The sequence below is a fragment of the Pelovirga sp. C15f genome (genome assembly GCF_057178085.1).
This window is the reverse complement of record NZ_JBXUCV010000001.1, coordinates 525,966-550,900: the sequence shown is the minus strand read 5'-3', so window position 1 is coordinate 550,900 and position 24,935 is coordinate 525,966. Positions and strand designations below refer to the sequence as shown.

The window sequence follows — 24,935 nt, the reverse complement described above, 5'->3', positions numbered from 1 at the left end:
ATGATAGTTGGTGCTGCGCGCTTTGATCTGCGCCTGCATGGAGTTCAGTCGTTAAAGCAGAAACGTTCGGTGATTAAACGTTTGCTTAATCAGTTACGCACATCCTGTCCGGTTTCTGTTGCCGAGGTCGGCCATGCCGACCTGCTGCAACGCTCGCTTGTCGGAGCCAGTATTGTCTCATCGAGTGAAGGGCTGATCAACTCGGTGTTCCGCCAGCTTGAAGCAATTATTGAAACCTCTGGGGCGGTTGAAATGATTGATTCCGAAACTGAACTTATCCACTATGGAGAACCATTACGTTGAGTAGTTTTCGCCCTGAGCGCGTTGGCGAGCAGATCCTCAAAGAAACAAGTTTACTGCTGCTGGAACGCATCAAAGACCCGCGCGTCGCTACAGTGACCCTGACCGGGGTCAAGGTGTCTCGCGACATTAGCCTTGCAAGAATCTATTTCACCTTATCCGATCCTGACGATCGTAAGGCAGCTGAGACCGGGCTGAAAAGCGCCGCTCCATTTATCCGCCGCGAGCTGAGTCAGATCATGAGACTGCGTTTTATGCCGGAAATCAGGTTCCAGTTTGATGAATCCGTCAGTAAAGGGCAGCGAATTGATGAGCTGCTACGTCAAGTACAGGGTGATTTGCATGATTCTGAATGATATTATCCACCACATCCGGAAATCACAGCGTTTTCTGGTGGCTTCCCATGAGAGCCCGGATGGCGATGCCATTGGTTCAACTCTGGCCCTTAGCCTGGCCCTGAAAAAAATGGGCAAGGACGTTGTCGCTTTCAATGTTGACGGTGTTCCTGCCAATCTGGCATTTCTTCCCGGAACCCAATCCGTTAGCAGCAGCCTGGCTGCTGATGAGTCCTTTGATGTCGGTTTTCTGCTTGATGCCGGCGAGTTGAAGCGTGCCGGCATTCCCATACAACAACATTGTAATCTGCTGATTAATATTGACCACCACCCCCACTCTGATTTTGGCGATATCTGCTACCTTGACACTGGAGCCAGTGCCACTGCGGTATTGATTTACCGTCTCCTTGATGCTTGTAACTTCCCCCTTGATATTGAGGTCGCCAAAGCGCTGTATGTGGGTGTGCTTGATGATACTGGTTCCTTTCGCTATTCCAGCGCCAACCGTGAAGCTTTTGAGCTGGCGGGCGCCCTGGTTGAGTGTGGTGTTGATCCGTGGCAGATCGCCAGTAATCTGTATGAAAGCTTCTCAGGTACCCGCATGCGCCTGCTTGGACTGGTTTTAAACACCCTTGATATTTCAGCCTGTGGTCGCTATGCATCGGTCGCTCTGAAACAGGAATTTCTCGCCCGGTCAGGAGCAACATCAGAGGAATCTGATGGTTTTGTGAATTATGCCCGTGCAGTTCAAGGTGTTGAAATCGCCTTATTTATCAAAGAGCAGGCTGATGGAAAATACCAGATCAGCTTTCGCTCCCGGGGAAACCTGGATGTTGGTACCCTGGCCCGACAGCTTGGTGGCGGCGGCCATCATAATGCCGCCGGCGCACGTATCTCTGCCGCATCTCTTGATGCTGCCCGCTCCGAACTTTATCGTCACCTTGATCTATTACTGAACTGATTATCTGTGCACGGAATCCTTCTCATCGACAAACCGGAAGGTCTGACTTCTTTTGACGTGGTTCGCCAGGTAAAGCGGATATTCTCAACCCGCAAGGTCGGTCATGCCGGAACCCTTGATCCTTTGGCGACCGGAGTCCTGATGGTGGCAGTAGGGGAAGCCACAAAAATATTACAGTTCCTGTTAGTTGACGATAAAGGTTATCGCGCCACCCTGAAACTTGGAGAAACCACCGATACCTTAGACGCTCTCGGGCGAGTTCTGATAGAGAAGCCGGTGCCACCCCTTGATATTGACTCTGTTGATCGCTTCTGTGCAGCTTTTCGCGGCACAATTGAGCAGCAACCCCCCATGTATTCTGCTCTTAAGCGTGACGGAGTGCCCCTATATAAACTGGCACGTCAAGGGATAGAAGTTGAGCGGAAAAGTCGTTTAATTTTCATTGAACGACTTGCTGTCGTTGCTGTTGATTTACCTTTTGTAACTATTGAGGTCGACTGTTCAAAAGGGACTTATATTCGTTCATTGGTACATGACCTGGGTATAGCTATGGGGTGTGGTGCTCATCTTACCGCATTGCGCCGCTTGCGTAGCGGTCGTTTTAGCGTTGATCAGTGCTGCCGCCTCGATGATCTGAAACAATCGGATCATCCCGCTGATGCTTTATTAAGCTACAGTGAAACCCTGGCAGATTTTCCTGCTGTTGAACTGGATGAGCCTGCGCTTAAAACCCTGATGTTCGGTGTCCCACCACAAAAATCGCAGTGCCTCTCGAAACAGCCACTCGCCGATGGCGAGCGGGTACGCCTGGTTGATCAAGAAAACAGGCTGGTTGCTGTTGCTGATTACCAACCGTTGCGCCCCACCGAAAAACGCGGTGATTTCCATTTGATACGGGTTTTTCAGAACCAGTTTGTCGGAGATTAATCTTTACATCGGCAACTTAACTATGGTAGATCTTCAAGGTCTTAGGGATGTTTTTAACAGCCACGCCACTGGCTTAATTAGATTAACAATAAAAAGGAGACAGCAGTGCTCGGCACAGAACGTAAACAAGAAATCATCAACCAGTATAAACGCCACGAAGGTGATACCGGATCACCCGAGGTACAGGTAGCTCTTCTGACAGAGCGGATCACCTACCTGACCGACCATTTCAAAACCCACAAAAAGGATCACCATTCCCGTCGTGGTCTGCTCAAGATGGTAGGCCAGCGCCGCCGTCTGCTCAGCTACCTGGTCGCTCAGGATGTTGAACGCTATCGGGCCCTGATCAAGTCCCTCGGCTTGCGTCGCTAAAAAGAAGCGGCATACCTGATCTCAGGTATGCCGCTTCAGTCTGTTTTTTATCGTGGAGGTTGTCCGGAGAGAGTATCCGATCTTTTTTCGGTTGCTGTCTCAGGCCATCCTCCTTTTCGTATAACCACATAAAGTGCCGTCAGGTTGCTGCCGGTCGGTGCTAACAAGGAGTTTTTATGGCTTATCATAAAGTAGAAGTAGAGTTCAATGGTCAACCCCTGACGATTGAAACAGGAAAAATGGCGCGTCAGGCTCATGGCGCGGTCATTGTCACTTACGGCGAAACCAAGATTCTATGTACTGCTGTTTCAGGACATTCTATCCGCCCCGGACAGGACTTCTTCCCACTGACCGTCAACTATTCAGAAAAATTTTACGCCAGCGGCCGGATTCCCGGGTCTTTCTTTCGTCGTGAACGTGGGTCGAGCGAACGCGAAACGCTGATCTGTCGTCTGATTGATCGTCCGATGCGACCGTTGTTTCCCAAAGGGTATCTCTACGAGACCCAGATTATGCCAACGGTTATTTCCGCCGACCTGATTAACGATCCCGATACCCTTGCTATGGTGGCAGCTTCTGCAGCCGTAGAGATTTCGGATATCCCCTTTGCCGGACCGATTGCGGCAGTACGCGTTGGTCGTGTAGAAGGTGAGTTTGTTGCCAATCCGACCCTTGAGCAGATGCATGTCAGTGATGTAGAGCTGGTTGTAGCTGGCTCCCGTGATGCAGTAATGATGGTGGAAGGCGAATCAAAATTTCTCTCAGAGCAGGAAGTGCTTGATGCTATCTTCTTTGGTCACAATGCACTACAACCGCTGATTGATCTGCAACTTGAACTGGCCAAGCTGGTTGGCCGGGAAAAGCGTGAGTTTGTTGTTGCTGAAAAAGATCAAGTCCTGGTGGATAAGGTCAAACACCTGGCTGAGCCGCGTATTGTTGAGGCAGTTGCTGTTCGCAGCAAGCAGGAACGCTATGCCGCCCTCGGCGTCATCCGCAATGATATCAAAGAGCAGCTGGCCGGTGAATTTGAAGGGCGCGAGGACGAAATTGCAGCTGCTCTCGGTTCTCTGGAAAAAACCGTTGTACGCCGCACTGTCACTAAGGACCGTGTGCGTATTGATGGGCGCGCCATGGCAGATATTCGCCCAATCAGCTGCGAAGTTGGTCTTTTGCCGCGAACTCATGGCAGTGCCCTGTTTACCCGTGGTGAAACTCAGGCTCTGGTTACAACTACCTTAGGGACCTCGTCTGATGAGCAGCGCATGGATAATGTACAGGGGATGGAATTCAAGAAGTTCATGCTGCACTACAACTTCCCACCGTTTTGTGTAGGTGAAACCAGCATGCGCCTTTTCCCCGGCCGGCGTGAAATCGGTCACGGAATGCTTGCGGAACGCAGTGCTGCCCAGATTTTGCCCGAGCATGAAAAGTTTCCCTACACTATTCGTATTGTTTCTGAAGTGCTTGAGTCGAACGGTTCATCATCCATGGCATCGGTTTGTGGTGCTTCCATGGCCTTGATGGATGCCGGAGTGCCGGTTTCAGAACCGATTGCCGGGATCGCGATGGGATTGATCAAAGAAGGCGATGACATTGCTGTCCTGTCGGATATCCTCGGTGATGAAGATCATCTTGGGGACATGGATTTCAAGGTGACAGGTTCGGCCCGCGGTATTACCGCGCTGCAGATGGATATCAAGATTTCCGGGGTTACCAAGGAGATTATGCAGCAGGCCCTTGAACAGGCCAAAGCCGGTCGCCTTCATATTCTTGAAGAAATGGCCAAAGCCATTTCCGCACCGCGCACTGAATTGTCCAAATATGCGCCACAGATTACCAGTATCCGCGTTAAACAGGATCAGGTGCGTACTGTTATCGGATCAGGTGGTAAAAATATTCGTGGTATTATCGAAGTCACTGGTTGTTCTATTGATATCCAGGATGATGGCACGATCAACATAGCTTCTGCTGACGGGGCTGCGGCGAAACTGGCGATCAAGATGATTCGCGACCTGACTCAGGAAGCCGAGGTTGACAAGCTCTACATGGGGACAGTAAAAAAGATCATGGAATTTGGTGCCTTTGTTGAAATTTTCCCCGGCACCGACGGCTTGATTCATGTGTCGGAACTCGCCAATGAGCGTGTGCGCAATGTGACCGATGTAATTAAAGAAGGAGATCAGGTTCTGGTTAAATGTATCGGCGTCGATCGCCAGGGCAAGATCAAGCTGTCCCGCAAGGCGGCTCTTGGAGCCGAAATGCCTGAAGAAGGTTAATCTGCGTCCGCAGTAGAATAAAACATCAGCAACGATGGCCGCAGAAGGTACCACTCTTTTTGCGGCCATCATTTATTCAAGGTGCTCTTTGTGATAAACCCGGTGATAGAAATCAAAAGAATAAATCCTTCGGCGCAATTACCACGCTACATGACCAGGCTGTCTGCCGGCATGGATATCTGTGCCGAACCCAAAGAACCAATTTTGCTCGCGCCGGGAGAACGCTGTCTGATCCCAACGGGTATTTCTGTCGCTATACCGGCAGGCTTTGAAATTCAGGTGCGTCCGCGTTCAGGTCTGGCTATCAACCATGGGATCACCCTGGTCAACACACCGGGAACCATTGATGCCGATTATCGCGGTGAAATTAAAATCATTGTCATCAATCATGGTCGTGATGTTTTTGAAATAAAACCCGGGGATCGTATCGCGCAACTGGTTGTTGCTCCAGTTGTTCAGGCGCAACTGATGGAAGTAGCTGATCTGGACTCCACCGAGCGTGGATCCGGAGGATTCGGTCACACAGGTACTGATCGGGACAATTGATGAATGAGCACACAGTACCCGAAGATCTGATGGAGTTCCCTTGTCATTACCAGTTTAAGGCAATCGGCGAGGGCGGCGAGTTTTTTTGCCGAGCGGTTGTGGAAGCCATTACCATTCATGCACCGGTGCCGGCCGAAGCCGTTCGCAGTCAGCCGAGCCGTCATGGCACCTACCAATCTGTCTCTGTTGTTTTGACTGTTTACAGTGCCGGACAATTAACTGCTATCTATGCAGAGTTAAAAAAGGTTGCGGGACTGAAGATGTTGTTGTAAGCCAAAGGAGCAAAACATGTATTTATCTATTAATCCTGAAAATCCGCAGCCACGGTTAATTACTCAAATTGTTGCCTGCCTGAAGCAGGGAGGAGTTATTGTTTATCCGACGGATACCACCTATGGGATTGGTTGTGATATTTTTAATCGCAGGGCCGTAAAAAAGATTTTTCAGATAAAACAGCGTGATAGCCGCAAGCCATTTTCATTTATCTGTAAGGACCTGGCAGAAATTTCCAACTATGCCCAGGTCAGCAATTTTGCTTTTAAAATCATGAAGCGTCATCTTCCCGGTCCTTATACCTTTGTACTTGAAGCCTCCAAGATCGTTCCTGATTCATTGAGTACCAAGCAGAAAACCGTCGGCGTTAGAATTCCCGAGAATGCCATCTGCCATGCCATTGTTAAAGAACTGGGGCATCCGCTGGTGACAACCAGTGCTAATGTTTCCGGAGAAAAGACACCTGCTGATCCCTATGAAATCAACAACAGTATGGGGCGATTGGTCGATATGGTGGTTGATGGGGGAATCCTGATGGACGAAGCTTCAACCGTCATCAGTTTGCTTGACGACAGAATTGAGGTGCTACGCCAGGGGTGTGGTGATACATCTTGGATTGAGTAGCACCAACAGAAACAACCAGAGGAAGAAAAGCACAAAAAAACCCGAACACATATGTGGCCGGGTTTTTTTATTCTGGTGCCGAAGGCGAGACTCGAACTCGCACGACCAGTTGGTCACCACCCCCTCAAGATGGCGTGTCTACCAGTTCCACCACTTCGGCAAGCGCAGGTTTTATACTGAATTGCTTCTTTTGTTGTCAACTGAAAACTTGTAATTTATTCATTCTACTGCTGGGGCGTTGCCTCTGTTGCCGGCTGAACCGGAGCGCTTGTGGCTGGGGCTGTCACAGTTCCAGGCATAATTGTTTTAGAAGCTGATGAACCGTAATAATATGCCAGAGAAAGACTTGTCAGCATAAAAATTACCGCAACGGTAGCCGTTATTTTAGTCATGACGTTGCCACCGGATGACCCGAACATGGTCTGGCTGCTACCGGCTCCAAAAGATGCACCGGCTTGTGCTCCTTTGCCCATCTGCAGCAGAACAATAACAATCAGGGCAATAGAAACCAGAATATGTATACCAATCAAAATACTGATCATGAAAATATTTCCTCCATTGATTCTATGCAACCGCAGAAAACTATCATAAACATGAACATCGATGCAAACTTTTGTTTAAATATTCTCCTTTTTTTCACCACCTTCTTCAACCGTATACCAGAAGAGGTAAAGCTTTTCTCATATCAGGGTTGACAAGCTTTTTTAGCAGTGATAGAACCCTATTCTATTTTCACTGGAGTCACCGCTCATGGTAAAAAAGCTTATCGGCCGCAAACTCAAATCTTCGCGTCTAAAAAGAGACAAGACAATACAGGAACTTGCAAGCCTTTCTCGAGTTTCTTCCAACATGATTTCTCGGATTGAACGTGGTTTGACGACGCCTTCAGTAGAAATCCTGATGAAACTTGCCGCTGCGCTTGGGGTGAGTTTGAGCTACTTTGTCGAAGAGGCGGAAAAGGGGAGTAGTGTCATTTTTACCCCGGCCGGACGAGGCGAGCCGGTTTTTTTCTTTGAAGACAAACACCAGATCAGCAGCTTAATGCAAGGACTGCGTGATCCGGGGTTTTCGGTGTTTGTCGATATTCTGGAACCCTTCTGTGACAGTGGCGAAGGAGGAATGATCCATACCGGAGAAGAATTTGCGATGGTTCTCGGGGGTTCTTTGGAATTTTTTATTGAAGAGAATATGTATGTGCTGAACGAAGGTGATTCAATTGCCTTCAAAGCATCTATCCCCCATCGCTGGAAGAACAATAGTTCGCATCATACGAAAGTTCTGTGGGTTGTTTCTCCGCCGCCGAATGTTTGAACAATAAAATGGATCAGATGATATGCAGATAAAAAAAATTGTTGGGAAAAAGCTTAAAGAAATCCGCTTGAAGCAAAACATGACGATTCAAATCCTGGCGGAAAAATCACAGGTTTCCTCCAATATGATTTCGCGGATAGAGCGGGGCTTGACGACCCCCTCGGTTGAAATCCTCATGCGTCTCGCTACGGTTTTTGACAAAAGCATCAACTTTTTTGTTGAAGATGTCCGTACTTCCCACGAGGTTGTTTTTACCCGCCCTGGGGATCGTGATAAAACCGTTTATGATGACGAATATAATATGCACACGGAATCCTTCACCTCCAGATTGCGCGATCCCCAGTTTATGTCGTTTTACTGTACAGTTAAAAAAGGGGGACAGAGCGGCGCCAAAAACATGTATCACCCCGGCGATGAGTTGATTTATATCCTTGAGGGACAACTCAGGATGACGATTGTTGATGAGGAATTTATTCTTAAACGAGGTGACAGTCTGTGTTTTAAATCACATTTGCCCCATCGCTGGGAAAATTGCGGCGATGCTGACGCCAAGGTTATCTGGACATTGTCCCCCTTTACCATAATTTGATTGACTGTTGAGAACCGCTGCAACTTGGTGTATAGTTTCAATAAATCCGCTCACTCCCGCCCACTCTTAGATGCCATGATTCCTTAAAGGGGGGTCAATGAATAAATCTGAACTGGTTGAGGCTTTATCGCAGAAAAAGAATCTCACCTATAAAAAGGCTGAGCAAATCGTCAATCTTATTTTCGATTCGATGTCCCAGTCCCTGGTTGATCGGGACCGTATCGAAATCAGGGGATTTGGTAGCTTCATGGTCAAGGACTACAAGTCCTACCTGGGGCGCAATCCAAAAACCGGGGAAATCATCAAGGTCGAAGAAAAAAGGCTGCCCTTTTTCAAGGCCGGCAAAGGGTTGCGCGAACGGGTAGATCGTTAATCGACCTTGTCGTCGTATCACAGTGTCTATTGACCTTCTATATCGGGCCCAATCACGGATGTGATCGGGCCCTGTTGTTTTTAAGGATCGTCTCTCGATTCAGGAGTTTTTTCATGTTGCATCTATACAAAGGCATCACCCCGCGCCTGCATGATACTGTCTTCCGGGTTGGCTCAAGTGAAATTATCGGTGATGTAGAAATTGGTGAATATTCCAGTCTCTGGTACCATGTTGTTGTGCGCGGAGACGTTAACTTTATTCGTATCGGTGAACGCACCAACGTCCAGGACGGAACCGTCATCCATGTAACGAACAAAACCCACCCGACGGTCGTTGGCGATGATGTGACCATTGGCCACAACGTGACCCTGCACGGATGCACAATCGGTAACCGTTGTCTGATCGGCATGGGAGCGATTGTGATGGATGGCGTAGTTATTGAGGACGATGCCATGATTGCCGCCGGCGCCCTGGTAACCCCCGGCACTCGTATTCCTTCCGGCACGCTTTATGCCGGATCCCCGGCGCGCTGCAAAAGACAATTATCAGACGAAGAAATTGCCTTTCTGCTCCAATCTGCTAACAACTATCTGGAATATGTAAAAACCTACGACCTCTGAAACAACGGATAAAAACATTTAACTATAGTGGCAGGTGGACTTTGAATGACGTGAATCTTGATACATTGAAGGACAGTCAACTCTTTCATGGGCTGGCTGTGAAAGAAATTGAATTTTTGGGCGCATCGCTGGCGCAACAGCAGATGTCTGCTGGAAAGACCATTTATATTGAAAATATGACGGGAGAATCCCTCTACCTGATCAAAAAAGGGTCAGTACGTATTTCCCAGATGCTGGCAGAAGGGGACGAACAGACCCTGGTCGTACTTGGTCCGGGTGATACATTTGGCGAGCTGGCGGTTATTGACGGCGGGCCGCGTGCAGCTACGGCACGGGTAATTGAGGATGTGAGTCTGTTTTCCCTGACCCGTAAAAATTATAATCAACTCTGCACCAACAATCCGCGCCTTGGCATGCAGTTGACGTTAAATATTTTCAGGTCGTTCAGTGAACGCCTGAGGCGTTCTAAACAAGATTATCGCAACATGCTGATTGCCAGTATCAACAGAAAAAAAAGCTGAGTATCCATCTGCCGGGCTGGTCCAAAGGGTGCCGTTAATGTGCCCTTTTTTTCGTCTTCCCACGGTTTGATCGTTTGACTGATGATATCAGGCACGGAGAAATAATGTCTTTCCTGCTCAACCAGCAATTGATGTTTGGATTAATCGGTGGCCTTGGGTTGTTTCTCTTCGGCATGAAAATCATGTCTGAAGGGTTGCAAAAGATTGCCGGTGAAAAAATGCGGCAGATTCTTGCCGCGCTGACTAACCATCGCCTGGTTGCAGCACTGGTTGGTATCAGTGTTACAGCTCTAATTCAATCATCCAGCGCAACGTCTGTCATGGTTGTCGGCTTTGTCAATGCTGGGCTGCTCACTCTGATGCAGGCCATCGGAGTGATCCTCGGTGTCAACATCGGCTCGACTTTCACTGCCCAGATCATCGCATTTAATGTTACTCAGTATGCATTACCAGCTATCGGCTTTGGTGCAGCGCTTAAGCTGTTCAGCAAAAAACGCAGGGTCAGTTATCTTGGCGAGATTGTTTTAGGCTTTGGTCTGGTTTTTCTCGGCCTGACCATTATGCGCCAGGGGTTTGATCCGTTGCGTACCAGCGAAGGGTTTCATCAACTTTTTATTCTTGTCGGCGATTACAAATCATTGGGGATTCTGATCGGCACTGTCCTGACCATCATCACCCAAAGCAGCAGCGCCATGCTGGGATTGACGCTGGCCCTGGCGACATCCGGGCTCATTAGCTTTGAGGCCAGTGTAGCTCTGATTCTCGGAGAAAATATCGGAAGTACGATTACTGCCAATATCTCCGCGATCGGCACCAACATTGCCGCCCGGCGCGCGGCTTTCGCTCATTTTCTTTTTAATTTAATCGGTGTGATTCTGATGTTGATATTCTTTCAGCTGTACCTGAAATTGATCACATCAATAACCCCGGGGGAAGCTGATTTTGTGGTGCAGACTCAAGCTCAGGCTGACCAGTACGCCACGCCGGTAGGGGACAAACCACATATCGCACGCTATATTGCCAATGCCCATACCTTATTCAATGTTATCAATACCCTGATTTTTCTTCCTTTTATTGGCGTGTTGGCTAAAATTTCAACCTATTTTATTCGTGGTGAAGGACGCCAGGAAATTGTTCAGGTCAGGTTTATTGATGACCGGGTGTTGAACACCCCACCGATTGCTATTGGCCAGGCACGTCGCGAAACCCGGCGCATGGCGCAACTTGCTATTACCATGCTTGAAGAGACTAACCGCTTCCTCGATGACAATGACGTTCGCCGCATTCCGGAACTGGAAAAAAATGAGGAAACCCTCGATCTCCTCCAACAGGAAATCATGAATTTTCTGACCAAACTGTCGCACCGTTCGATCTCTGCCGACACCTCAGAGCAAATCAAGAAACTGATGAACATCGTCGATCACCTGGAGCGCATAGGTGATCATTGTCAGACCCTGTGGGGATTGAATACCCGTAAAATTAACGAAAAAATAAAGTTTTCTCACACCGGGGCCAACGAGGTTGCGGGAATTGCTGATCGCACCTACGAGTTCTTGCGTTTTGTCATTGCTGCCATGGAACAGGATAACAAAGATATTGTTCAGCAATCTATCGAGTATGAAGACAGCATCGATGCCCTTGAAGATTCGCTGCGCATGAACCACATCACTCGCCTTAATACTGGAGAATGTGCGGTCCAGCCGGGTCTGATTTTCATTGACATGCTTCAGTGCTACGAAAAAATTGGCGATCATACCTTCAAAATTTCCGATACCCTCGTCAGCGACCAATGATACAGGCAACCCTCGACATCGGCAGCAATACGGTAAGACTGCTGATCGGTTCATGTAGCGATGGAATATTGCACCCTGCTCTTTACAAACGCTGTATCACCCGTCTTGGAGGTGGCTTTTCCTCACTGGATGGCCTGTCACCTGAAGCAATGGCTAGAACCATAGCTGCCCTGAAAGATTTTTCTATCATTGTTGAAAACTGTCAGGCCCAGCTCTTACGCGCGGTTGGCACAGCAGCATTGCGCCGTGCAGCCAACCGTCAAGAGTTCATTGAGATGGTGTGGCAACAAACCGGTATTCGCATTGACGTTATCGACGGCGACGAAGAGGCTCGCCTTACTACCCATGGCGTCCTGTCAGTCATCAGCCCCCAGCCTGAAAATGTGGTTGTTTTTGATATCGGCGGAGGCAGCACTGAAGTGATCTATATCAATAAGGGGATCATCTGCGCCAAGCAGAGTTTCCCTCTTGGGGTGGTGCGCCTGGCCGAAGAATATTCCGATCACGGTCAGCGTCAGCAAGCCATTGACGAAACACTGAGGGACTATTGCAGCAGCTTAAAATCACAGTTTTTATCCTCTACCCCTCTGGAACTGATCGGTACGGCAGGAACCATGACCACCCTGGCCGCCATGGATTTAGCGCTCACCCGTTATGATCCTGCCGTGATCAATAATCACCGGTTATCAGTAGCATGGATGATTGCACTTTATCATCAGCTTGAACCTTTAGCGCCCACTGATCGTGAGCAGTTGGCTGGAATGGAGCAGGGCAGGGGGGATCTGATTATCCCCGGTCTGCAGTTAGCCACCGCTATTGCCACATCCCTTGACGTCACTCACCTTAAAGTTGCTGATGCCGGCCTGCTTGAAGGGACCTTCCTTGCAGCATGTCGTGATTGACAGAAGCTCAAGCTTTGCCTATTATCGCCATTCAATTTTTCTCCATCAACCTCTTTCACCAAGGCTGATCATGAATAACGTACTGCTCTCTGGAAACGAAGCGATCGCCCGGGGAACTTATGAGGCAGGCGCATTGGTCGCTTGCGCCTATCCCGGCACACCCAGTACCGAAATCCTCGAAAACATGACGCGCTATAAAGAAATCAACTCATCCTGGGCACCGAACGAAAAGGTGGCCCTCGAAGTTGGTATAGGTGCCTGCTATGGTGGTGCCAGAGCCCTGGTGACCATGAAACACGTCGGGGTTAATGTTGCTGCTGACCCCTTATTTACCCTCACCTATACCGGAGTGCGCGGTGGCCTGGTGCTGGTCACCGCAGATGATCCGGAGCTTCATTCATCACAGAACGAACAGGATAATCGTAACTTCGCCAAGTTTGCTAAAATGCCGATGTTTGAACCGGCCGACAGTCAGGAAGCCCTTGATTTCACCAAGCTGGCTTTTGAGGTCAGTGAACAGTTCGATACACCGGTTTTTTTACGCAGCACAACGCGGATTTCTCATTCCAAATCGGTCGTTACCCTCGGCAGTCGCCCGGACAATATCCCGATTCCATCCCTTGAGCGTAATCCAGCTAAGCTGGTGATGCTTCCCGGTAATGCCCGTAAGCGCCACTATGATGTCGAGGAGCGTATTCTCAAGCTGGAAGAGTGGGGCTGTAGCCAGTCATTCAACCGGATTGAAAAAGGCAAAGGCGAGGTCGGAGTTATCACCTCCGGCGTCTCGTACCAGTATGTTAAAGAGGTATTACCGGATGCTGACGTTCTTAAGCTCGGCATGGTTTATCCCCTGCCAAAGCAGCTGATTCGTGACTTTGCCGCCAAGTACAAAACCCTCTATGTTGTTGAGGAACTTGATCCCTTTATTGAGGAGCAGGTCCAGGCCATGGGAATTGCTGTTATCGGCAAGGCGAAAATCCCCATCTGTGGAGAGCTGACTCCCGGGCGCCTGGCGAAAGGACTTTTTGGCACTGCATTGCCGGATGAAAGTGCCACCCTGGAACTGCCGCAGCGTCCACCGAACATGTGCCCGGGCTGTCCCCATCGCGGGGTCTTTATGGAACTGAATCGCGCCAAAGCCTATGTTACCGGCGATATTGGTTGCTATACCCTGGGCTTCATGCCTCCCTTGTCGGCCATGGATACCTGCGTCTGTATGGGGGCAAGTATTGGTAACGCCACCGGCATTTCAAAGGTTTTAAGCGAGGAGGATCAGCGCAAGGTTGTTGCTGTTATAGGAGATTCTACTTTTCTGCACACCGGTATCAACGGTCTGATGGACATGGTCTACAACAACTCGACGGCGACCGTCATCATCCTTGACAATCGCATCACCGCCATGACCGGTCGCCAGGAAAACCCGACTTCCGGGTACACGCTGGATAGTAATCCGGCTTTTCGAGTTGATATGGAACAACTCTGTCGCGCTGTAGGCGTTGAACATGTCCGGATCATCGATCCCTATGATATCGCCCTGACCCGTAAAACCTTGCGCGAAGAGATGGCCCGACCGGCAGTTTCCGTCATTATTACCACCAGGCCCTGTATCCTGGTGCCCAGAGACAACCTTGAACGACGCCCTTCGCTTTATGTTGACCATGATGCTTGTACAGGTTGCAAAGCTTGTTTGCGTTTGGGTTGTCCGGCCATTACCTGGGATGAAACGACAAAGAAATCCAATATTGACAAAATTATTTGCGTTGGGTGCAAGGTCTGCCAGCAAACTTGTGGTTTTAACGCTTTCAAGGAAGTAGAGGCTTAATGAGATGAAGACAACCAATATCCTTATTGCCGGGGTGGGTGGCCAGGGCATTCTGCTTGCCAGCGAAGTCTTGTCTGAAGTCTGTTTGATGGCCGGACTTGACGTTAAAAAAAATGAGATTCACGGCATGTCCCAGCGAGGTGGTAGTGTTGTGTCCCATGTGCGCTATGGCGAAAAAGTCTATTCGTCAATTATACCGGAGGGGGAAGTGGATATCCTCTTCAGTTTTGAATTGATGGAAACCTGTCGTTATCTGCCGTTACTGCGCAGTAACGGCAGGGTCGTGGTCAACGACTGGAAGATTGCTCCACCTTCGGTCGCCCTGGGCAAACAGACCTATCCTGAAAAACTGGTCGAAACTATTGAAAGGCAATTTCCTTTGACGACCGTAGTGGACGGCCTGACCCTGGCGCTGGAGACCGGCAACGCCAAAACTGTCAACACGGTTCTGCTGGGTGCCCTCTCCAATATCCTCGATTTTGACCATGAGTTGTGGTTGACGGCTCTGAAAAAAATGGTTCCGGAAAAACTTGTTGATATCAATCTTAAAGCGTTTGCTGCAGGACGCGGAACCAACAGCTAGAAAAATTCACAGGGAGAACCTGGATGATCTGGAACGATGATTTTGAAACACTGCCCAGAGAGGCAATTGAATCACTTCAGTTGCGCCGCCTGCAGCAAACGGTAGAACGGGTTTATGCTACTGTCCCTTTTTATCGCGAGTCTTTTGACCTGGCCGGGGTCAAGCCCAAAGATATCAAGCACCTTGAAGACTTGAAACGCTTGCCATTCACCCTGAAAAAAGACATGCGCGACAACTATCCTTATGGCCTGTTTGCTGTGCCCCTTGAGCAGATTGTCCGTATTCATGCCTCCTCGGGTACGACTGGCAAGCCTACGGTTGTCGGTTATACCAAGCGCGACATTGAAACCTGGACTGAACTGATGGCACGATCATTCTATGCCGCCGGCGCTCACAAAGGTGATGTCATTCATAACGCCTACGGTTATGGCTTGTTCACCGGAGGCCTGGGCGCCCACTATGGCGCTGAGCGTATCGGGGCATCGGTGATTCCCATGTCGGGCGGCAACACCAAAAAACAATTGATGATCATGCAGGATTTCGGTTCCACGGTGCTGACCTGTACGCCGTCCTACAGCCTGTTTCTTGCTGAGGTTGCGGCGGAAGAGGGGATTGATATCCGCAAGCTCAAATTGAAAGTGGGTATTTTAGGGGCCGAGCCCTGGAGCGAAAAGATGCGCCAGGAAATCGAAGCCAAGCTTAACATCAAGGCCATCGACATTTATGGTCTGTCCGAAATTCTCGGACCTGGCGTCGGAATTGAGTGTATTGAAGCCCAGAGCGGCCTTCATGTTTGGGAAGATCATTTTCTGCTGGAAATTATTGATCCTGACACGCAAGAGGTGTTGGCGGATGGTGAAAAAGGGGAGTTGGTCATCACAACCATCACCAAAGAGGGGATCCCCCTGATCCGCTACCGCACCCGCGATATTACCCGTTTAACCCGTGAACCCTGTATCTGCGGCAGGACCCATGCGCGTATAGACCGATTAAGCGGTCGCAGTGATGACATGCTGATTATTCGCGGGGTTAATGTCTTTCCCAGCCAGATTGAATCAGTCCTGTTCAATATCAAAGGGATCGAACCCCATTACCAGTTACTGGTTGATCGTGAGGGGACCCTTGACACCCTTGAAGTTTTGGTTGAGGTTGACGAACGGACCTTTTCAGACGAGGTGCGTAAGCTGCAACAACTGTCCGGACTGATTCAGAAACAGATCAAGGACCTGCTCGGCGTCACCTGCAAAGTAAGGCTGGTCGAACCCAAGACTCTGGCCCGTAGCGAGGGTAAAGCGCAACGGGTTATCGACAAGCGCGGAAAAATTTGATCATGACAAAGGAGTTAGCCATGAAAGTCGAGCAGATTTCAGTTTTTATAGAAAACAAATCAGGTCGCCTGGCAGAGGTTTCCGGCGTACTGGGTGAGGCAAATGTCAATATTCGCGCCCTTTCACTGGCAGACACCTCGGACTTCGGCATCCTGCGACTGATTGTCGATGACAGTGAAAAAGCCCTCAGTGTCCTGCGTGACAAGCATTTTACTGTTAATAAAACCGAAGTTATCGGGGTTGAAGTTCCTGATACCCCGGGTGGACTCTCTTCTATCTTGAAAATCCTCGACAACAATCAGATTAACGTTGAATACATGTACGCCTTTGTTGAGCGCTCCGGCAGTAATGCCGTTATAATTTTTCGCTTCGACAATATCGATGAAGCTATCAGCGCCCTGCTCAATAATGGTGTTAATATCCTCGATGGAAAAAAAATAACATCAATATAACAGATACTTAAGATAAGATAGTGAAAGAAACATATAAACTATGTCTGGTCACCCACTGATCTGGAACAGCGAAGCAGAGTGCATGCCACGTGAGCAGCTTGAGTGCTTACAACGTGCACGCCTGCAAGAGACCCTGCAAAGGGTCAGCAACAATGTTCCCTGTTATCAGAATAAGTTTAAGGATTGTGGTTTTGAGCCTGGCGACTTGAAGTCACTGGATGATATTCAGCATCTGCCGTTCACCACCAAGGAAGATCTGCGCCTGAATTACCCCTATGGCATGTTTGCTGTTCCCATGAGCGATGTAGTACGCATCCACTCATCCTCGGGCACTACCGGTAAGCCAACCGTTGTCGGCTACACCAAGCAGGACATCGGTACCTGGACGGAACTGGTAGCTCGCTTTATGACTGCGGCAGGGGTCACCCGTGAAGACATTGTCCATATTGCCTTTGGTTATGGTTTGTTTACCGGAGCTTTTGGTCTGCATTACGGCTCAGAAGCCATTGGAGCATCGGTCATTCCTATTTCCGGCGGCAACACCGATAAGCAGATTATGATCATGCAGGATTATCGCTCATCCGCCCTGGTTTGTACGCCGTCCTACGGTCTGACAATTGCTGATCGACTCGAAAAAAAGGGGATCGATCCTGCGAGTCTGGCGCTGCGGGTCGGGCTGTTTGGTGCCGAACCCTGGAGTGAGCAGATGCGTTGTGAGTTGGAAACACGACTGGGGATTGTCGCGACCGACAATTATGGCCTGTCGGAAATTATGGGACCTGGTGTTGCCGGCGACTGTCTGAAAAAGTGCGGCATGCATCTGGCTGAAGATCATTTTGTCTTTGAGATCATCGACCCGGATACCGGCAAGGTGTTGCCAAGAGGCTCAAAAGGGGAGCTCGTCATCACCAGCCTGACCAAGCAGGCATTCCCTATGGTCCGTTATCGTACCCGTGATATCACCCGGATAAATTACGAACCCTGTGAATGTGGACGCACACTGGCACGTATGGATAAAACCAGTGGACGTACCGATGATATGTTGATTATCAAGGGTGTCAACGTGTTCCCGACCCAGATTGAGGAGGTGTTGCTACAGATCGAAGGATGTCAGCCGCACTATCAACTGATCGTTGATCGTGTCAACAACATGGACCAACTGGAAGTTCAGGTTGAGGTGAATGAGCACATTTTTTTTGATGAGATGAAACGACAGCGCCAATTCGTTAACGAAGCCGAAAAGCGTCTGGCAACCGTATTAGGAGTCAGCGCCAAAATCAAACTGGTCGAACCTTCAGCCATCGTGCGCCATGAAGGTAAAGCCTCTCGAGTCATCGATAAGCGCAAGCAGTAGCCGGCTGCATTAACCGTCAAAATTCTTGACATGCGCATGGCAATCACAGATAATGCGCCTCGCTGCCAACAACGGGATGTAGCGCAGTCTGGTAGCGCACTTGACTGGGGGTCAAGGGGCCGCTGGTTCAAATCCAGTCATCCCGACCAAATAAAAAAGGATCACTTCTCAAAAGAGGTGGTCCTTTTTTTGATTTATATACTCATCATATTGTGTGTCGCATAATATATATTATGTAAACTAACAAATTGGTTCAGGCTTTTGAATCTATTTAACTGACATTAGCAAGCTCGAGGCGACTCCCCCAGCGCTTGATCAGTTCTTCTCTAACAGGTTTTGCCTCTGGTTTGTTCAATCTGTCGGACTGCATAACATAATCGAAGGCTGCCTGTCTCGCTGCCTCAAGGATAGATAGATCTCGCGTCAGACTGGCGACCCGAAAATCAGGCAAACCGGCTTGCCTGGTTCCGAGAAAATCCCCAGGCCCGCGAATTTCAAGATCGGCTTCGGCAATCTGAAAGCCGTCTTCTGTTTTAACCATGACGTCAAGTCGCTTTTTAGCATCCTCGCTGATATTCTCTGATGGGATCAGAATGCAGTGACTCTGTTCGGCACCACGCCCAACGCGCCCACGCAGCTGATGCAATTGCGCCAGACCGAAGCGATCCGCATGCTCAATGACCATTAAGGTGGCGTTGGGCACATCGACTCCAACCTCAATAACCGTTGTCGCAACCAGCACGGCAATATTTTCTGCACGAAAATCATTCATTACAGCTTCTTTTTCTGCCGACTTCATTTGACCGTGCAACAATCCAATCTGGTGGTCAGGAAATATCTCCATGAGTTGTTGTGAAGCATTGGTTGCAGCCTGCAGGTCACTTTTTTCTGATTCTTCAACCAGTGGATAGACAATATAAACCTGGCGACCTTTTTTAAGCTCTGCATGCATAAGTTCATGGGCTTTAAAGCGATTTCGCAGGTGAATTATTCTGGTAGCCACAGGTTTTCGACCTGGCGGCAGCTCATCGATCACAGACACGGATAAATCACCGTAAAGGGTCATGGACAGGGTTCGCGGGATGGGTGTTGCGGTCATGACCAGAATATCGGGGTTGTTGCCCTTGGTTTTAAGGATGCCACGCTGGCGCACCCCGAAACGGTGCTGCTCATCGATAATACCTAATCCAAGGCGCGCAAACTCCACACCTTCCTGTAAAACGGCATGGGTGCCGGCAACCAGATCGACTTCTCCGGCGGTGATCCGGGCATAGAACTTTTTTTTATCCGCCTGGCTGGTGCTCCCCTGCAACAGACAGCATGTCAGCCCCAACCGCTCCAGCCAGGGTGCAAAGGTGCGAAAATGCTGTTCAGCGAGGATTTCCGTCGGCGCAACAACGGCCACCTGAAAGTTGTTTTCGATAGCTATCAGGGCCGCCATCAGCGCTACGATTGTTTTGCCACTGCCAACATCACCCTGTAACAGCCGGTTCATGGGATGTGGCGATGCCATATCGTCCTTTATTTCACCCAGTACCCGGCGTTGGGCAGCGGTCAACTTAAAGGGAAGCATCTTACTGAGTGGCAAGGTATAGCGATGTTCGCAGGTCATGCTAATGCCCTGCTCCAACTGCACCCCTGCCCGTTTTAAAGCCAACCCCACTTCCAGATAGAAAAACTCATCAAAAACAAGTGACCTTCGTCCAGGGTGTCGTCCCTGCTCGAGTTCGTAGATATTTGACTGTTTATCGGGCCAATGAATCTGGCGGATGGCGACCTGGCGATCCAGCAGTTGATACTTTTTGCGGACAACATCAGGTGTGGTTGTACAGAGGTAGCTGGAGTAGTCGCGGACCAGAGGAAACCAGATCGAACGCATCTGCTTCTGGCTGACTCCTTCGGTTAGCGGATACACCGGGATGATGCGTCCAAAAGAGACGGGATCTTTACGGCTCAACAAAGCCATATCATCATTATCAGATATCAGTTCAGAATCAGGATGATGGACCTCACGAGCGGTACCAAAAAATTTAACATCACCGATAAAAATAGCCGTCTGACCAATGGGAAAGCGCTTTTCAAGCCAGCTTTTTCGATAATGAAACCATTTCAACGAAATGGTACCGCTATCATCCCCGACAATTACCTCATAAATTCGTCGCGATGTGCGTTTGGTGCGGGATTCGCCTGAAACTAGAACGGTTCCCTTGAACACCTCAGGGGAACCGTCGTTTAACTGGCGAATTGGTTTAAGTTGTCGGCGATCCTCGTAGCGATGCGGCAGGTGATAAAAAGCATCTTCAAGGGTATATAGCCCAATTTTTTGCAGGCGGGTTTGTACTTTTGGACCAACCCCCGGCAGGACACTTAAGGGTTGGGACAAAATCCAGGCTGGATCGTCCGATTTAAGGTCTGGCATGATCCGCAAAAACTACTGGCTGCGGTCATTCAGGGCAGTCAGTAGTTCCTCAATGTCAAGACCGTGGGCACGGGCACCCTGAGCAAGGGTCTCGGTAGAGGCACCCAAACAACCAACACAGCCCAGGTTAAAGTTGGCAAGGATCTTTGCGGCATCCGGGTGCATCTGCAACAATTGGTTAAAGGTCATGTCTTTGGTAATAACCTGATTCATAGAGAACCTCCAGTTCCGTATTATAACCTTGGAATTCTCCCAGAAAATATGTGAAAAAGCAAGACATCAGGGTCTGGTTCTGTCATTAAAAAACCATACAATCCGGACTGATTAAGCATAAGCTATCCGGATTATTTCATAGACTCGTACTCCTGAGGGCACCACGACTCTGACCTCTTCATCAACGCGATGACCGATCAGAGCCTTGCCGACGGGAGACGTGATGGATATTTTACCATCTTTAATGTCCGCTTCGTCTTCACCGACAATCTGATAGGTTGCCTCTTTCTCGGTATCAATATCAAAAACAGTGACGGTCGCACCAAAAACAATTTTGTCACTTTTAATGGTAGCCGGATCAATGACTTGAGCGCGGGCTATTTTGTCGTTCAGTTCCTGGATGCGCCCCTCGACAAATCCTTGTCGCTCTTTCGCCGCATCATATTCAGCATTTTCTGACAAGTCACCATGACTGCGAGCTTCTGCGATATCCTGAACTACCTTGGGTCGCTCAACACGAACCAATATTTTCAATTCTTCCTGCAGTCGCCGATGCCCTTCTACGGTCATTGGTACCGAATTGCTCATTTGTCCTCTCCTAAAAAAAACAGCGGGCGGTGATTCACCGCCCACTGGTTAATTAAGTATGTATTGTGACACTTACAGGTACTCATAATACTCTTGTAATGGTTTAACGTCAAGGGTTTCTCGCTGCATTGCCAGCACTCCATCGGTTACCGCATTGATACCGGCAACGGTGGTGAAGTAGGCAACCTCGTTCATCAAGGCTGCCCGTCTGATGGAATAGGAATCAGCCACCGAAGCGGCACCCAGAGTGGTGTTGAAAACCATTGAGAATTCGCGGTTTTTAATGGAATCAACACAGTGCGGTCGTCCTTCTTTAACTTTATTAATAGTTGTGACCTCAATTCCGCGGTCACGGAAGAACTGGGCTGTTCCGGCGGTGGCAACAATCCTGAAGCCGGCGCTTGCCAAACGCCTGATAGCTGTCAGCGCCGGCTGTTTATCAGCGTCTTTGACACTGATAAAAACAGCGCCTGAAGTCGGCAACTTGACCCCTGCAGCTATTTGCGCCTTGGCAAAGGCACGGCCAAAATCGAAGTCAATCCCCATCACTTCGCCGGTTGATTTCATTTCCGGTCCTAACAGGGTGTCTACTCCGGGGAACTTGACAAAGGGGAAGACCGCTTCCTTAACGGAAATGTAGGGAGGAATAATCTCTCCGGAAATCCCCTGCGCTGCCAACGACTGTCCTGCCATGACCAGAGCGGCAATCTGGGCCAGTGGCCGACCGGTCGCTTTGGAGACAAAAGGAACAGTTCGACTGGCGCGCGGATTGACCTCGAGCAGATAAATGGTGTTGTCCTTGATGGCATACTGGATGTTCATCAAACCGATAACCTTAAGTTCCAGCGCCAGCTCGCGGGTTTGCCGACGAATTTCATCGAGTAATTGGGCCGACAAGGAAATGGGGGGCAAAGCACAGGCTGAGTCGCCGGAATGGATGCCTGCTTCTTCGATGTGTTGCATGATGCCGCCGATGACAACATCAACCCCGTCTGCAATGGCATCAACATCAACCTCGATGGCATCCTGCAGAAACTTGTCAACTAATATTGGATGTTCCGGTGATGCTTCCACCGCGAATTTCATGTAATTACGCAGACGCTCAACATCGTAAACGATTTCCATGGCGCGGCCGCCCAGTACGTAGGATGGGCGCACCACCACCGGATAACCGATACGTTCGGCAATAACTTCTGCCCCTTCACATGAGCGGGCAATGCCATTATCGGGCTGCAGCAAACCAAGTTTGTTGAGCAGTGCCTGGAAGCGCTCGCGATCTTCAGCCCGGTCGATGGCATCGGGTGAGGTGCCGATCACCGGCACACCGGCTTGCTCCAGAGCGACAGCCAGTTTCAATGGTGTTTGACCACCATACTGAACAATCACTCCTGCGGGCTGTTCAACAGCAACAATCTCGAGAACATCCTCCAGGGTCAATGGTTCGAAGTAGAGACGATCGGAAGTATCATAATCGGTGGAGACCGTTTCCGGATTACAATTGATCATAATAGTTTCAAAACCTGCAGCTGACAGGGCAAAGGCACCGTGAACGCAGCAGTAGTCGAACTCAATCCCCTGACCAATACGATTCGGGCCACCACCTAAAATGATGATTTTGCGTTTATCAGTTGGCTCAGCCTCGCACTCCGATTCATAGGTTGAGTAAAAATAGGGAGTATAGGCCTCAAATTCGGCACCGCAGGTATCTACCCGCTTGTAAACCGGGCGAATACCCTGCTCATGGCGAAATTTGCGAATTACTGTTTCGGAACTGTTCAGCAGCGTCGCCAGCCGTCGGTCGGAAAAACCGTATTGTTTGGCCTGACGCAGCAGATCGGTAAAAGCAGGATTTTCATGAGTTGTTGGCAGGTTACTGGTGAGCAGTTCCCCTTCCATGTCAATAAGCTGTGCCAGATTGGAAACAAACCAGGGATCGATGCCACTGAGCTGATATATCTTGTCAACGCCAAAACCGGCGCGCAGGGCATCGGCCAGATACCAGATCCGTTCCCATCCTGGGATCTGTAATTTCTGGCAGATCAGCGCCGTTTGGTCCTCGCTTAACGGTTTTTTGTAGTCAGCGGGCTCTTGAAAAATTCGGCTTTCCAGGCCATAAGAGCCAATTTCCATAGAACGCAAGGCCTTGTGAAAACTCTCCTTGAAGGTCCGACCAATGGCCATGGCCTCCCCTACCGATTTCATCTGGGTGGTCAGGGTTGCATCGGCCTGAGGAAATTTTTCAAAGGTAAAACGGGGAATTTTGGTGACAACATAATCGATGGTCGGTTCAAAAGAGGCCAGTGTTTCTCTGGTGATGTCATTCGAAATTTCATCCAGGCGATAGCCGACTGACAACTTGGCGGCGATTTTTGCGATGGGAAAACCGGTGGCTTTACTCGCCAGCGCTGATGAACGAGAAACCCGCGGGTTCATTTCAATTACCACCAGACGCCCATCTACCGGATTAATGCCGAACTGAATATTGGAGCCGCCGGTATCAACGCCGATTTCACGAATGATTTTCAAGGAAGCATCGCGCAGGAGCTGATATTCCTTGTCGGTTAATGTCTGGGCCGGGGCGACAGTGATGGAGTCACCGGTATGAACCCCCATGGCGTCGAAATTTTCAATAGAACAGATGATAACAACATTATCAGCGCAATCGCGCATAACCTCCAGCTCGTACTCTTTCCAGCCGATAATCGACTCATCGACCATCACCTCGTTGGTTGGCGATGCCTCTATTCCGGCCATCACCATCTCTTCATATTCTTCGCGGTTGTAGGCAATACCACCACCGCTACCACCCAGAGTAAAAGAAGGACGAATGATGGTTGGAAAATTGACGTAGTCGAGAATCTCCATCGCTTCCTGATGATTATGGGCTAATCCGGAACGCGGCACTTCCAGGCCGATCTTTTCCATCGCCCGTTTAAAGAGGGTGCGATCTTCAGCTTTTTCAATCGAGTCAGGCTTTGCGCCAATCAATTCAACCCCGAATTTGTCCAGGACGCCCCTTTTAGCCACCGTCAAAGCAGTGTTAAGTGCAGTCTGCCCCCCCAAGGTCGGCAGTACGGCATCAGGACGTTCTTTTTCTATAATACGCTCCAGCACGTCTGGATTAACCGGCTCTACGTAGGTACGATCAGCAAAATCAGGGTCGGTCATGATGGTCGCCGGATTGGAGTTGAGCAGGATAACCTCGTACCCCTCTTCTTTTAACGCCTTGCAGGCCTGGGTGCCGGAATAATCAAATTCACAGGCCTGACCAATAACGATAGGTCCCGCACCGATAATCAATATTTTTTTTATATCTTGACGTTTTGGCATGCTGATCCCTTGGAAAAGATAGAAATGAAACTGAATATGTCAAAGTTGTACATGATATTTCTGCAATGAATTCACTTGCTTTGCCCCCTGAATGGGTACGCGCCACACCTGGAACCGCTTACT

At 49.4% G+C, this 24,935-nt stretch carries 26 protein-coding genes and 2 tRNA genes; 22 read left to right on the top strand and 6 right to left on the bottom strand.

Annotated features, from left to right (window positions below):
• The 9 genes from AC1931_RS02735 (at position 1) to AC1931_RS02695 (ending at position 6,614) form a co-directional block, all read left to right on the top strand.
• The gene (locus AC1931_RS02735) at positions 1-303 is read left to right on the top strand and encodes a DUF503 domain-containing protein (RefSeq protein ID WP_483875691.1); all 303 of its coding nucleotides are present in this window, start codon (positions 1-3) and stop codon (positions 301-303) included.
• Entirely contained in the window at positions 300-656 is a 357-nt protein-coding gene (gene rbfA / locus AC1931_RS02730; protein WP_483875690.1) for a 30S ribosome-binding factor RbfA, read from the top strand. Before AC1931_RS02735 ends, rbfA begins: the two co-directional genes overlap by 4 nt.
• Positions 643-1,596 (top strand): DHH family phosphoesterase, encoded by a 954-nt coding sequence (locus AC1931_RS02725; RefSeq protein WP_483875689.1) that lies wholly within the window; start codon positions 643-645, stop codon positions 1,594-1,596. Before rbfA ends, AC1931_RS02725 begins: the two co-directional genes overlap by 14 nt.
• Before the next feature lie 6 nt (positions 1,597-1,602).
• A complete protein-coding gene (gene truB, locus AC1931_RS02720; protein ID WP_483875688.1) occupies positions 1,603-2,523 on the top strand; it encodes a tRNA pseudouridine(55) synthase TruB in 921 nt (306 codons plus the stop codon).
• 105 nt (positions 2,524-2,628) lie between these two features.
• A complete protein-coding gene (gene rpsO, locus AC1931_RS02715; protein WP_483875687.1) occupies positions 2,629-2,895 on the top strand; it encodes a 30S ribosomal protein S15 in 267 nt (88 codons plus the stop codon).
• A gap of 176 nt (positions 2,896-3,071) precedes the next feature.
• The gene (pnp, locus tag AC1931_RS02710) at positions 3,072-5,171 is read left to right on the top strand and encodes a polyribonucleotide nucleotidyltransferase (RefSeq protein WP_483875686.1); all 2,100 of its coding nucleotides are present in this window, start codon (positions 3,072-3,074) and stop codon (positions 5,169-5,171) included.
• Positions 5,172-5,264: 93 nt separating this feature from the next.
• Positions 5,265-5,717, top strand: coding sequence for a dUTP diphosphatase (dut, locus tag AC1931_RS02705; RefSeq protein WP_483876160.1), 453 nt, complete (start codon positions 5,265-5,267; stop codon positions 5,715-5,717).
• Positions 5,717-5,989, top strand: a complete 273-nt coding sequence (locus AC1931_RS02700) for a YbeD family protein (RefSeq protein ID WP_483875685.1) — start codon at positions 5,717-5,719, stop codon at positions 5,987-5,989. Before dut ends, AC1931_RS02700 begins: the two co-directional genes overlap by 1 nt.
• 16 nt (positions 5,990-6,005) lie before the next feature.
• Positions 6,006-6,614: an L-threonylcarbamoyladenylate synthase gene (locus AC1931_RS02695; protein WP_483875684.1), complete on the top strand. Its 609-nt coding sequence runs from the start codon at positions 6,006-6,008 to the stop codon at positions 6,612-6,614.
• 73 nt (positions 6,615-6,687) lie between these two features.
• Here AC1931_RS02695 and AC1931_RS02690 read toward each other — a convergent pair.
• Positions 6,688-6,774: transfer RNA gene (locus AC1931_RS02690), tRNA-Leu, on the bottom strand.
• 64 nt (positions 6,775-6,838) lie between these two features.
• Positions 6,839-7,156, bottom strand: a complete 318-nt coding sequence (secG, locus tag AC1931_RS02685; protein WP_483875683.1) for a preprotein translocase subunit SecG — start codon at positions 7,154-7,156, stop codon at positions 6,839-6,841.
• A 208-nt stretch (positions 7,157-7,364) separates the two neighbouring features.
• Between secG and AC1931_RS02680 the strand changes: the two genes are divergently transcribed.
• From AC1931_RS02680 to AC1931_RS02620, 13 genes are all read left to right on the top strand, one after another.
• Entirely contained in the window at positions 7,365-7,925 is a 561-nt protein-coding gene (locus tag AC1931_RS02680) for a helix-turn-helix domain-containing protein (RefSeq protein ID WP_483875682.1), read from the top strand.
• A 22-nt stretch (positions 7,926-7,947) separates the two neighbouring features.
• Entirely contained in the window at positions 7,948-8,514 is a 567-nt protein-coding gene (locus tag AC1931_RS02675) for a helix-turn-helix domain-containing protein (RefSeq protein ID WP_483875681.1), read from the top strand.
• Between the two features lie 97 nt (positions 8,515-8,611).
• Complete coding sequence (locus AC1931_RS02670) at positions 8,612-8,887, top strand: HU family DNA-binding protein (protein WP_483875680.1); 276 nt, start codon at positions 8,612-8,614, stop codon at positions 8,885-8,887.
• A gap of 113 nt (positions 8,888-9,000) precedes the next feature.
• Positions 9,001-9,507, top strand: coding sequence for a gamma carbonic anhydrase family protein (locus AC1931_RS02665; RefSeq protein ID WP_483875679.1), 507 nt, complete (start codon positions 9,001-9,003; stop codon positions 9,505-9,507).
• A gap of 50 nt (positions 9,508-9,557) precedes the next feature.
• Positions 9,558-10,028, top strand: coding sequence for a cyclic nucleotide-binding domain-containing protein (locus AC1931_RS02660; RefSeq protein WP_483875678.1), 471 nt, complete (start codon positions 9,558-9,560; stop codon positions 10,026-10,028).
• A 104-nt stretch (positions 10,029-10,132) separates the two neighbouring features.
• Positions 10,133-11,821: a Na/Pi cotransporter family protein gene (locus AC1931_RS02655; protein WP_483875677.1), complete on the top strand. Its 1,689-nt coding sequence runs from the start codon at positions 10,133-10,135 to the stop codon at positions 11,819-11,821.
• Positions 11,818-12,723, top strand: coding sequence for a Ppx/GppA phosphatase family protein (locus AC1931_RS02650; protein WP_483875676.1), 906 nt, complete (start codon positions 11,818-11,820; stop codon positions 12,721-12,723). The genes AC1931_RS02655 and AC1931_RS02650 overlap by 4 nt, the downstream gene beginning before the upstream one ends.
• A 70-nt stretch (positions 12,724-12,793) precedes the next feature.
• The gene (gene iorA, locus AC1931_RS02645; protein WP_483875675.1) at positions 12,794-14,545 is read left to right on the top strand and encodes an indolepyruvate ferredoxin oxidoreductase subunit alpha; all 1,752 of its coding nucleotides are present in this window, start codon (positions 12,794-12,796) and stop codon (positions 14,543-14,545) included.
• Between the two features lie 4 nt (positions 14,546-14,549).
• Complete coding sequence (locus tag AC1931_RS02640; RefSeq protein ID WP_483875674.1) at positions 14,550-15,128, top strand: indolepyruvate oxidoreductase subunit beta; 579 nt, start codon at positions 14,550-14,552, stop codon at positions 15,126-15,128.
• Positions 15,129-15,151: 23 nt separating this feature from the next.
• Positions 15,152-16,456 carry a phenylacetate--CoA ligase family protein gene (locus tag AC1931_RS02635; protein WP_483875673.1) on the top strand — a complete coding sequence of 435 codons (1,305 nt, stop codon included), beginning with the start codon at positions 15,152-15,154 and terminating at the stop codon, positions 16,454-16,456.
• A 20-nt stretch (positions 16,457-16,476) separates the two neighbouring features.
• The gene (locus tag AC1931_RS02630; RefSeq protein ID WP_483875672.1) at positions 16,477-16,908 is read left to right on the top strand and encodes an ACT domain-containing protein; all 432 of its coding nucleotides are present in this window, start codon (positions 16,477-16,479) and stop codon (positions 16,906-16,908) included.
• Positions 16,909-16,948: 40 nt separating this feature from the next.
• Positions 16,949-18,262 (top strand): phenylacetate--CoA ligase family protein, encoded by a 1,314-nt coding sequence (locus AC1931_RS02625; protein WP_483875671.1) that lies wholly within the window; start codon positions 16,949-16,951, stop codon positions 18,260-18,262.
• A gap of 72 nt (positions 18,263-18,334) precedes the next feature.
• Positions 18,335-18,411, top strand: a tRNA-Pro gene (locus AC1931_RS02620).
• A gap of 122 nt (positions 18,412-18,533) precedes the next feature.
• On the opposite strand, the gene recG is transcribed toward AC1931_RS02620, so the two are convergent.
• The 4 genes from recG to carB all read right to left on the bottom strand — a co-directional run bounded on the left by recG (position 18,534) and on the right by carB (position 24,812).
• Positions 18,534-20,681 carry an ATP-dependent DNA helicase RecG gene (gene recG / locus AC1931_RS02615; protein WP_483875670.1) on the bottom strand — a complete coding sequence of 716 codons (2,148 nt, stop codon included), beginning with the start codon at positions 20,679-20,681 and terminating at the stop codon, positions 18,534-18,536.
• A gap of 12 nt (positions 20,682-20,693) precedes the next feature.
• Positions 20,694-20,894 carry a DUF1858 domain-containing protein gene (locus AC1931_RS02610; protein ID WP_483875669.1) on the bottom strand — a complete coding sequence of 67 codons (201 nt, stop codon included), beginning with the start codon at positions 20,892-20,894 and terminating at the stop codon, positions 20,694-20,696.
• Between the two features lie 111 nt (positions 20,895-21,005).
• On the bottom strand, positions 21,006-21,482 hold the full coding sequence (gene greA / locus AC1931_RS02605; protein WP_483875668.1) for a transcription elongation factor GreA: 477 nt from the start codon (positions 21,480-21,482) through the stop codon (positions 21,006-21,008).
• Between the two features lie 72 nt (positions 21,483-21,554).
• A complete protein-coding gene (gene carB / locus AC1931_RS02600; RefSeq protein ID WP_483875667.1) occupies positions 21,555-24,812 on the bottom strand; it encodes a carbamoyl-phosphate synthase large subunit in 3,258 nt (1,085 codons plus the stop codon).
• Positions 24,813-24,935: the final 123 nt, after the last annotated feature.

What these genes read in the sequence shown, in the direction of transcription:
- iorA (WP_483875675.1), top strand. Translation starts at nt 12,794, where the DNA reads ATGAATAACGTACTGCTCTCTGGAAACGAAGCGATCGCCCGGGGAACT.
- AC1931_RS02610 (WP_483875669.1), bottom strand. Translation starts at nt 20,894, where the DNA reads ATGAATCAGGTTATTACCAAAGACATGACCTTTAACCAATTGTTGCAG.
- AC1931_RS02680 (WP_483875682.1), top strand. Translation starts at nt 7,365, where the DNA reads ATGGTAAAAAAGCTTATCGGCCGCAAACTCAAATCTTCGCGTCTAAAA.
- AC1931_RS02675 (WP_483875681.1), top strand. Translation starts at nt 7,948, where the DNA reads ATGCAGATAAAAAAAATTGTTGGGAAAAAGCTTAAAGAAATCCGCTTG.
- AC1931_RS02735 (WP_483875691.1), top strand. Translation starts at nt 1, where the DNA reads ATGATAGTTGGTGCTGCGCGCTTTGATCTGCGCCTGCATGGAGTTCAG.
- AC1931_RS02665 (WP_483875679.1), top strand. Translation starts at nt 9,001, where the DNA reads ATGTTGCATCTATACAAAGGCATCACCCCGCGCCTGCATGATACTGTC.
- secG (WP_483875683.1), bottom strand. Translation starts at nt 7,156, where the DNA reads ATGATCAGTATTTTGATTGGTATACATATTCTGGTTTCTATTGCCCTG.
- AC1931_RS02725 (WP_483875689.1), top strand. Translation starts at nt 643, where the DNA reads ATGATTCTGAATGATATTATCCACCACATCCGGAAATCACAGCGTTTT.
- AC1931_RS02655 (WP_483875677.1), top strand. Translation starts at nt 10,133, where the DNA reads ATGTCTTTCCTGCTCAACCAGCAATTGATGTTTGGATTAATCGGTGGC.
- AC1931_RS02670 (WP_483875680.1), top strand. Translation starts at nt 8,612, where the DNA reads ATGAATAAATCTGAACTGGTTGAGGCTTTATCGCAGAAAAAGAATCTC.
- AC1931_RS02635 (WP_483875673.1), top strand. Translation starts at nt 15,152, where the DNA reads ATGATCTGGAACGATGATTTTGAAACACTGCCCAGAGAGGCAATTGAA.
- pnp (WP_483875686.1), top strand. Translation starts at nt 3,072, where the DNA reads ATGGCTTATCATAAAGTAGAAGTAGAGTTCAATGGTCAACCCCTGACG.
- AC1931_RS02695 (WP_483875684.1), top strand. Translation starts at nt 6,006, where the DNA reads ATGTATTTATCTATTAATCCTGAAAATCCGCAGCCACGGTTAATTACT.
- AC1931_RS02650 (WP_483875676.1), top strand. Translation starts at nt 11,818, where the DNA reads ATGATACAGGCAACCCTCGACATCGGCAGCAATACGGTAAGACTGCTG.
- AC1931_RS02640 (WP_483875674.1), top strand. Translation starts at nt 14,550, where the DNA reads ATGAAGACAACCAATATCCTTATTGCCGGGGTGGGTGGCCAGGGCATT.
- AC1931_RS02630 (WP_483875672.1), top strand. Translation starts at nt 16,477, where the DNA reads ATGAAAGTCGAGCAGATTTCAGTTTTTATAGAAAACAAATCAGGTCGC.
- AC1931_RS02625 (WP_483875671.1), top strand. Translation starts at nt 16,949, where the DNA reads ATGTCTGGTCACCCACTGATCTGGAACAGCGAAGCAGAGTGCATGCCA.
- carB (WP_483875667.1), bottom strand. Translation starts at nt 24,812, where the DNA reads ATGCCAAAACGTCAAGATATAAAAAAAATATTGATTATCGGTGCGGGA.
- greA (WP_483875668.1), bottom strand. Translation starts at nt 21,482, where the DNA reads ATGAGCAATTCGGTACCAATGACCGTAGAAGGGCATCGGCGACTGCAG.
- AC1931_RS02700 (WP_483875685.1), top strand. Translation starts at nt 5,717, where the DNA reads ATGAATGAGCACACAGTACCCGAAGATCTGATGGAGTTCCCTTGTCAT.
- recG (WP_483875670.1), bottom strand. Translation starts at nt 20,681, where the DNA reads ATGCCAGACCTTAAATCGGACGATCCAGCCTGGATTTTGTCCCAACCC.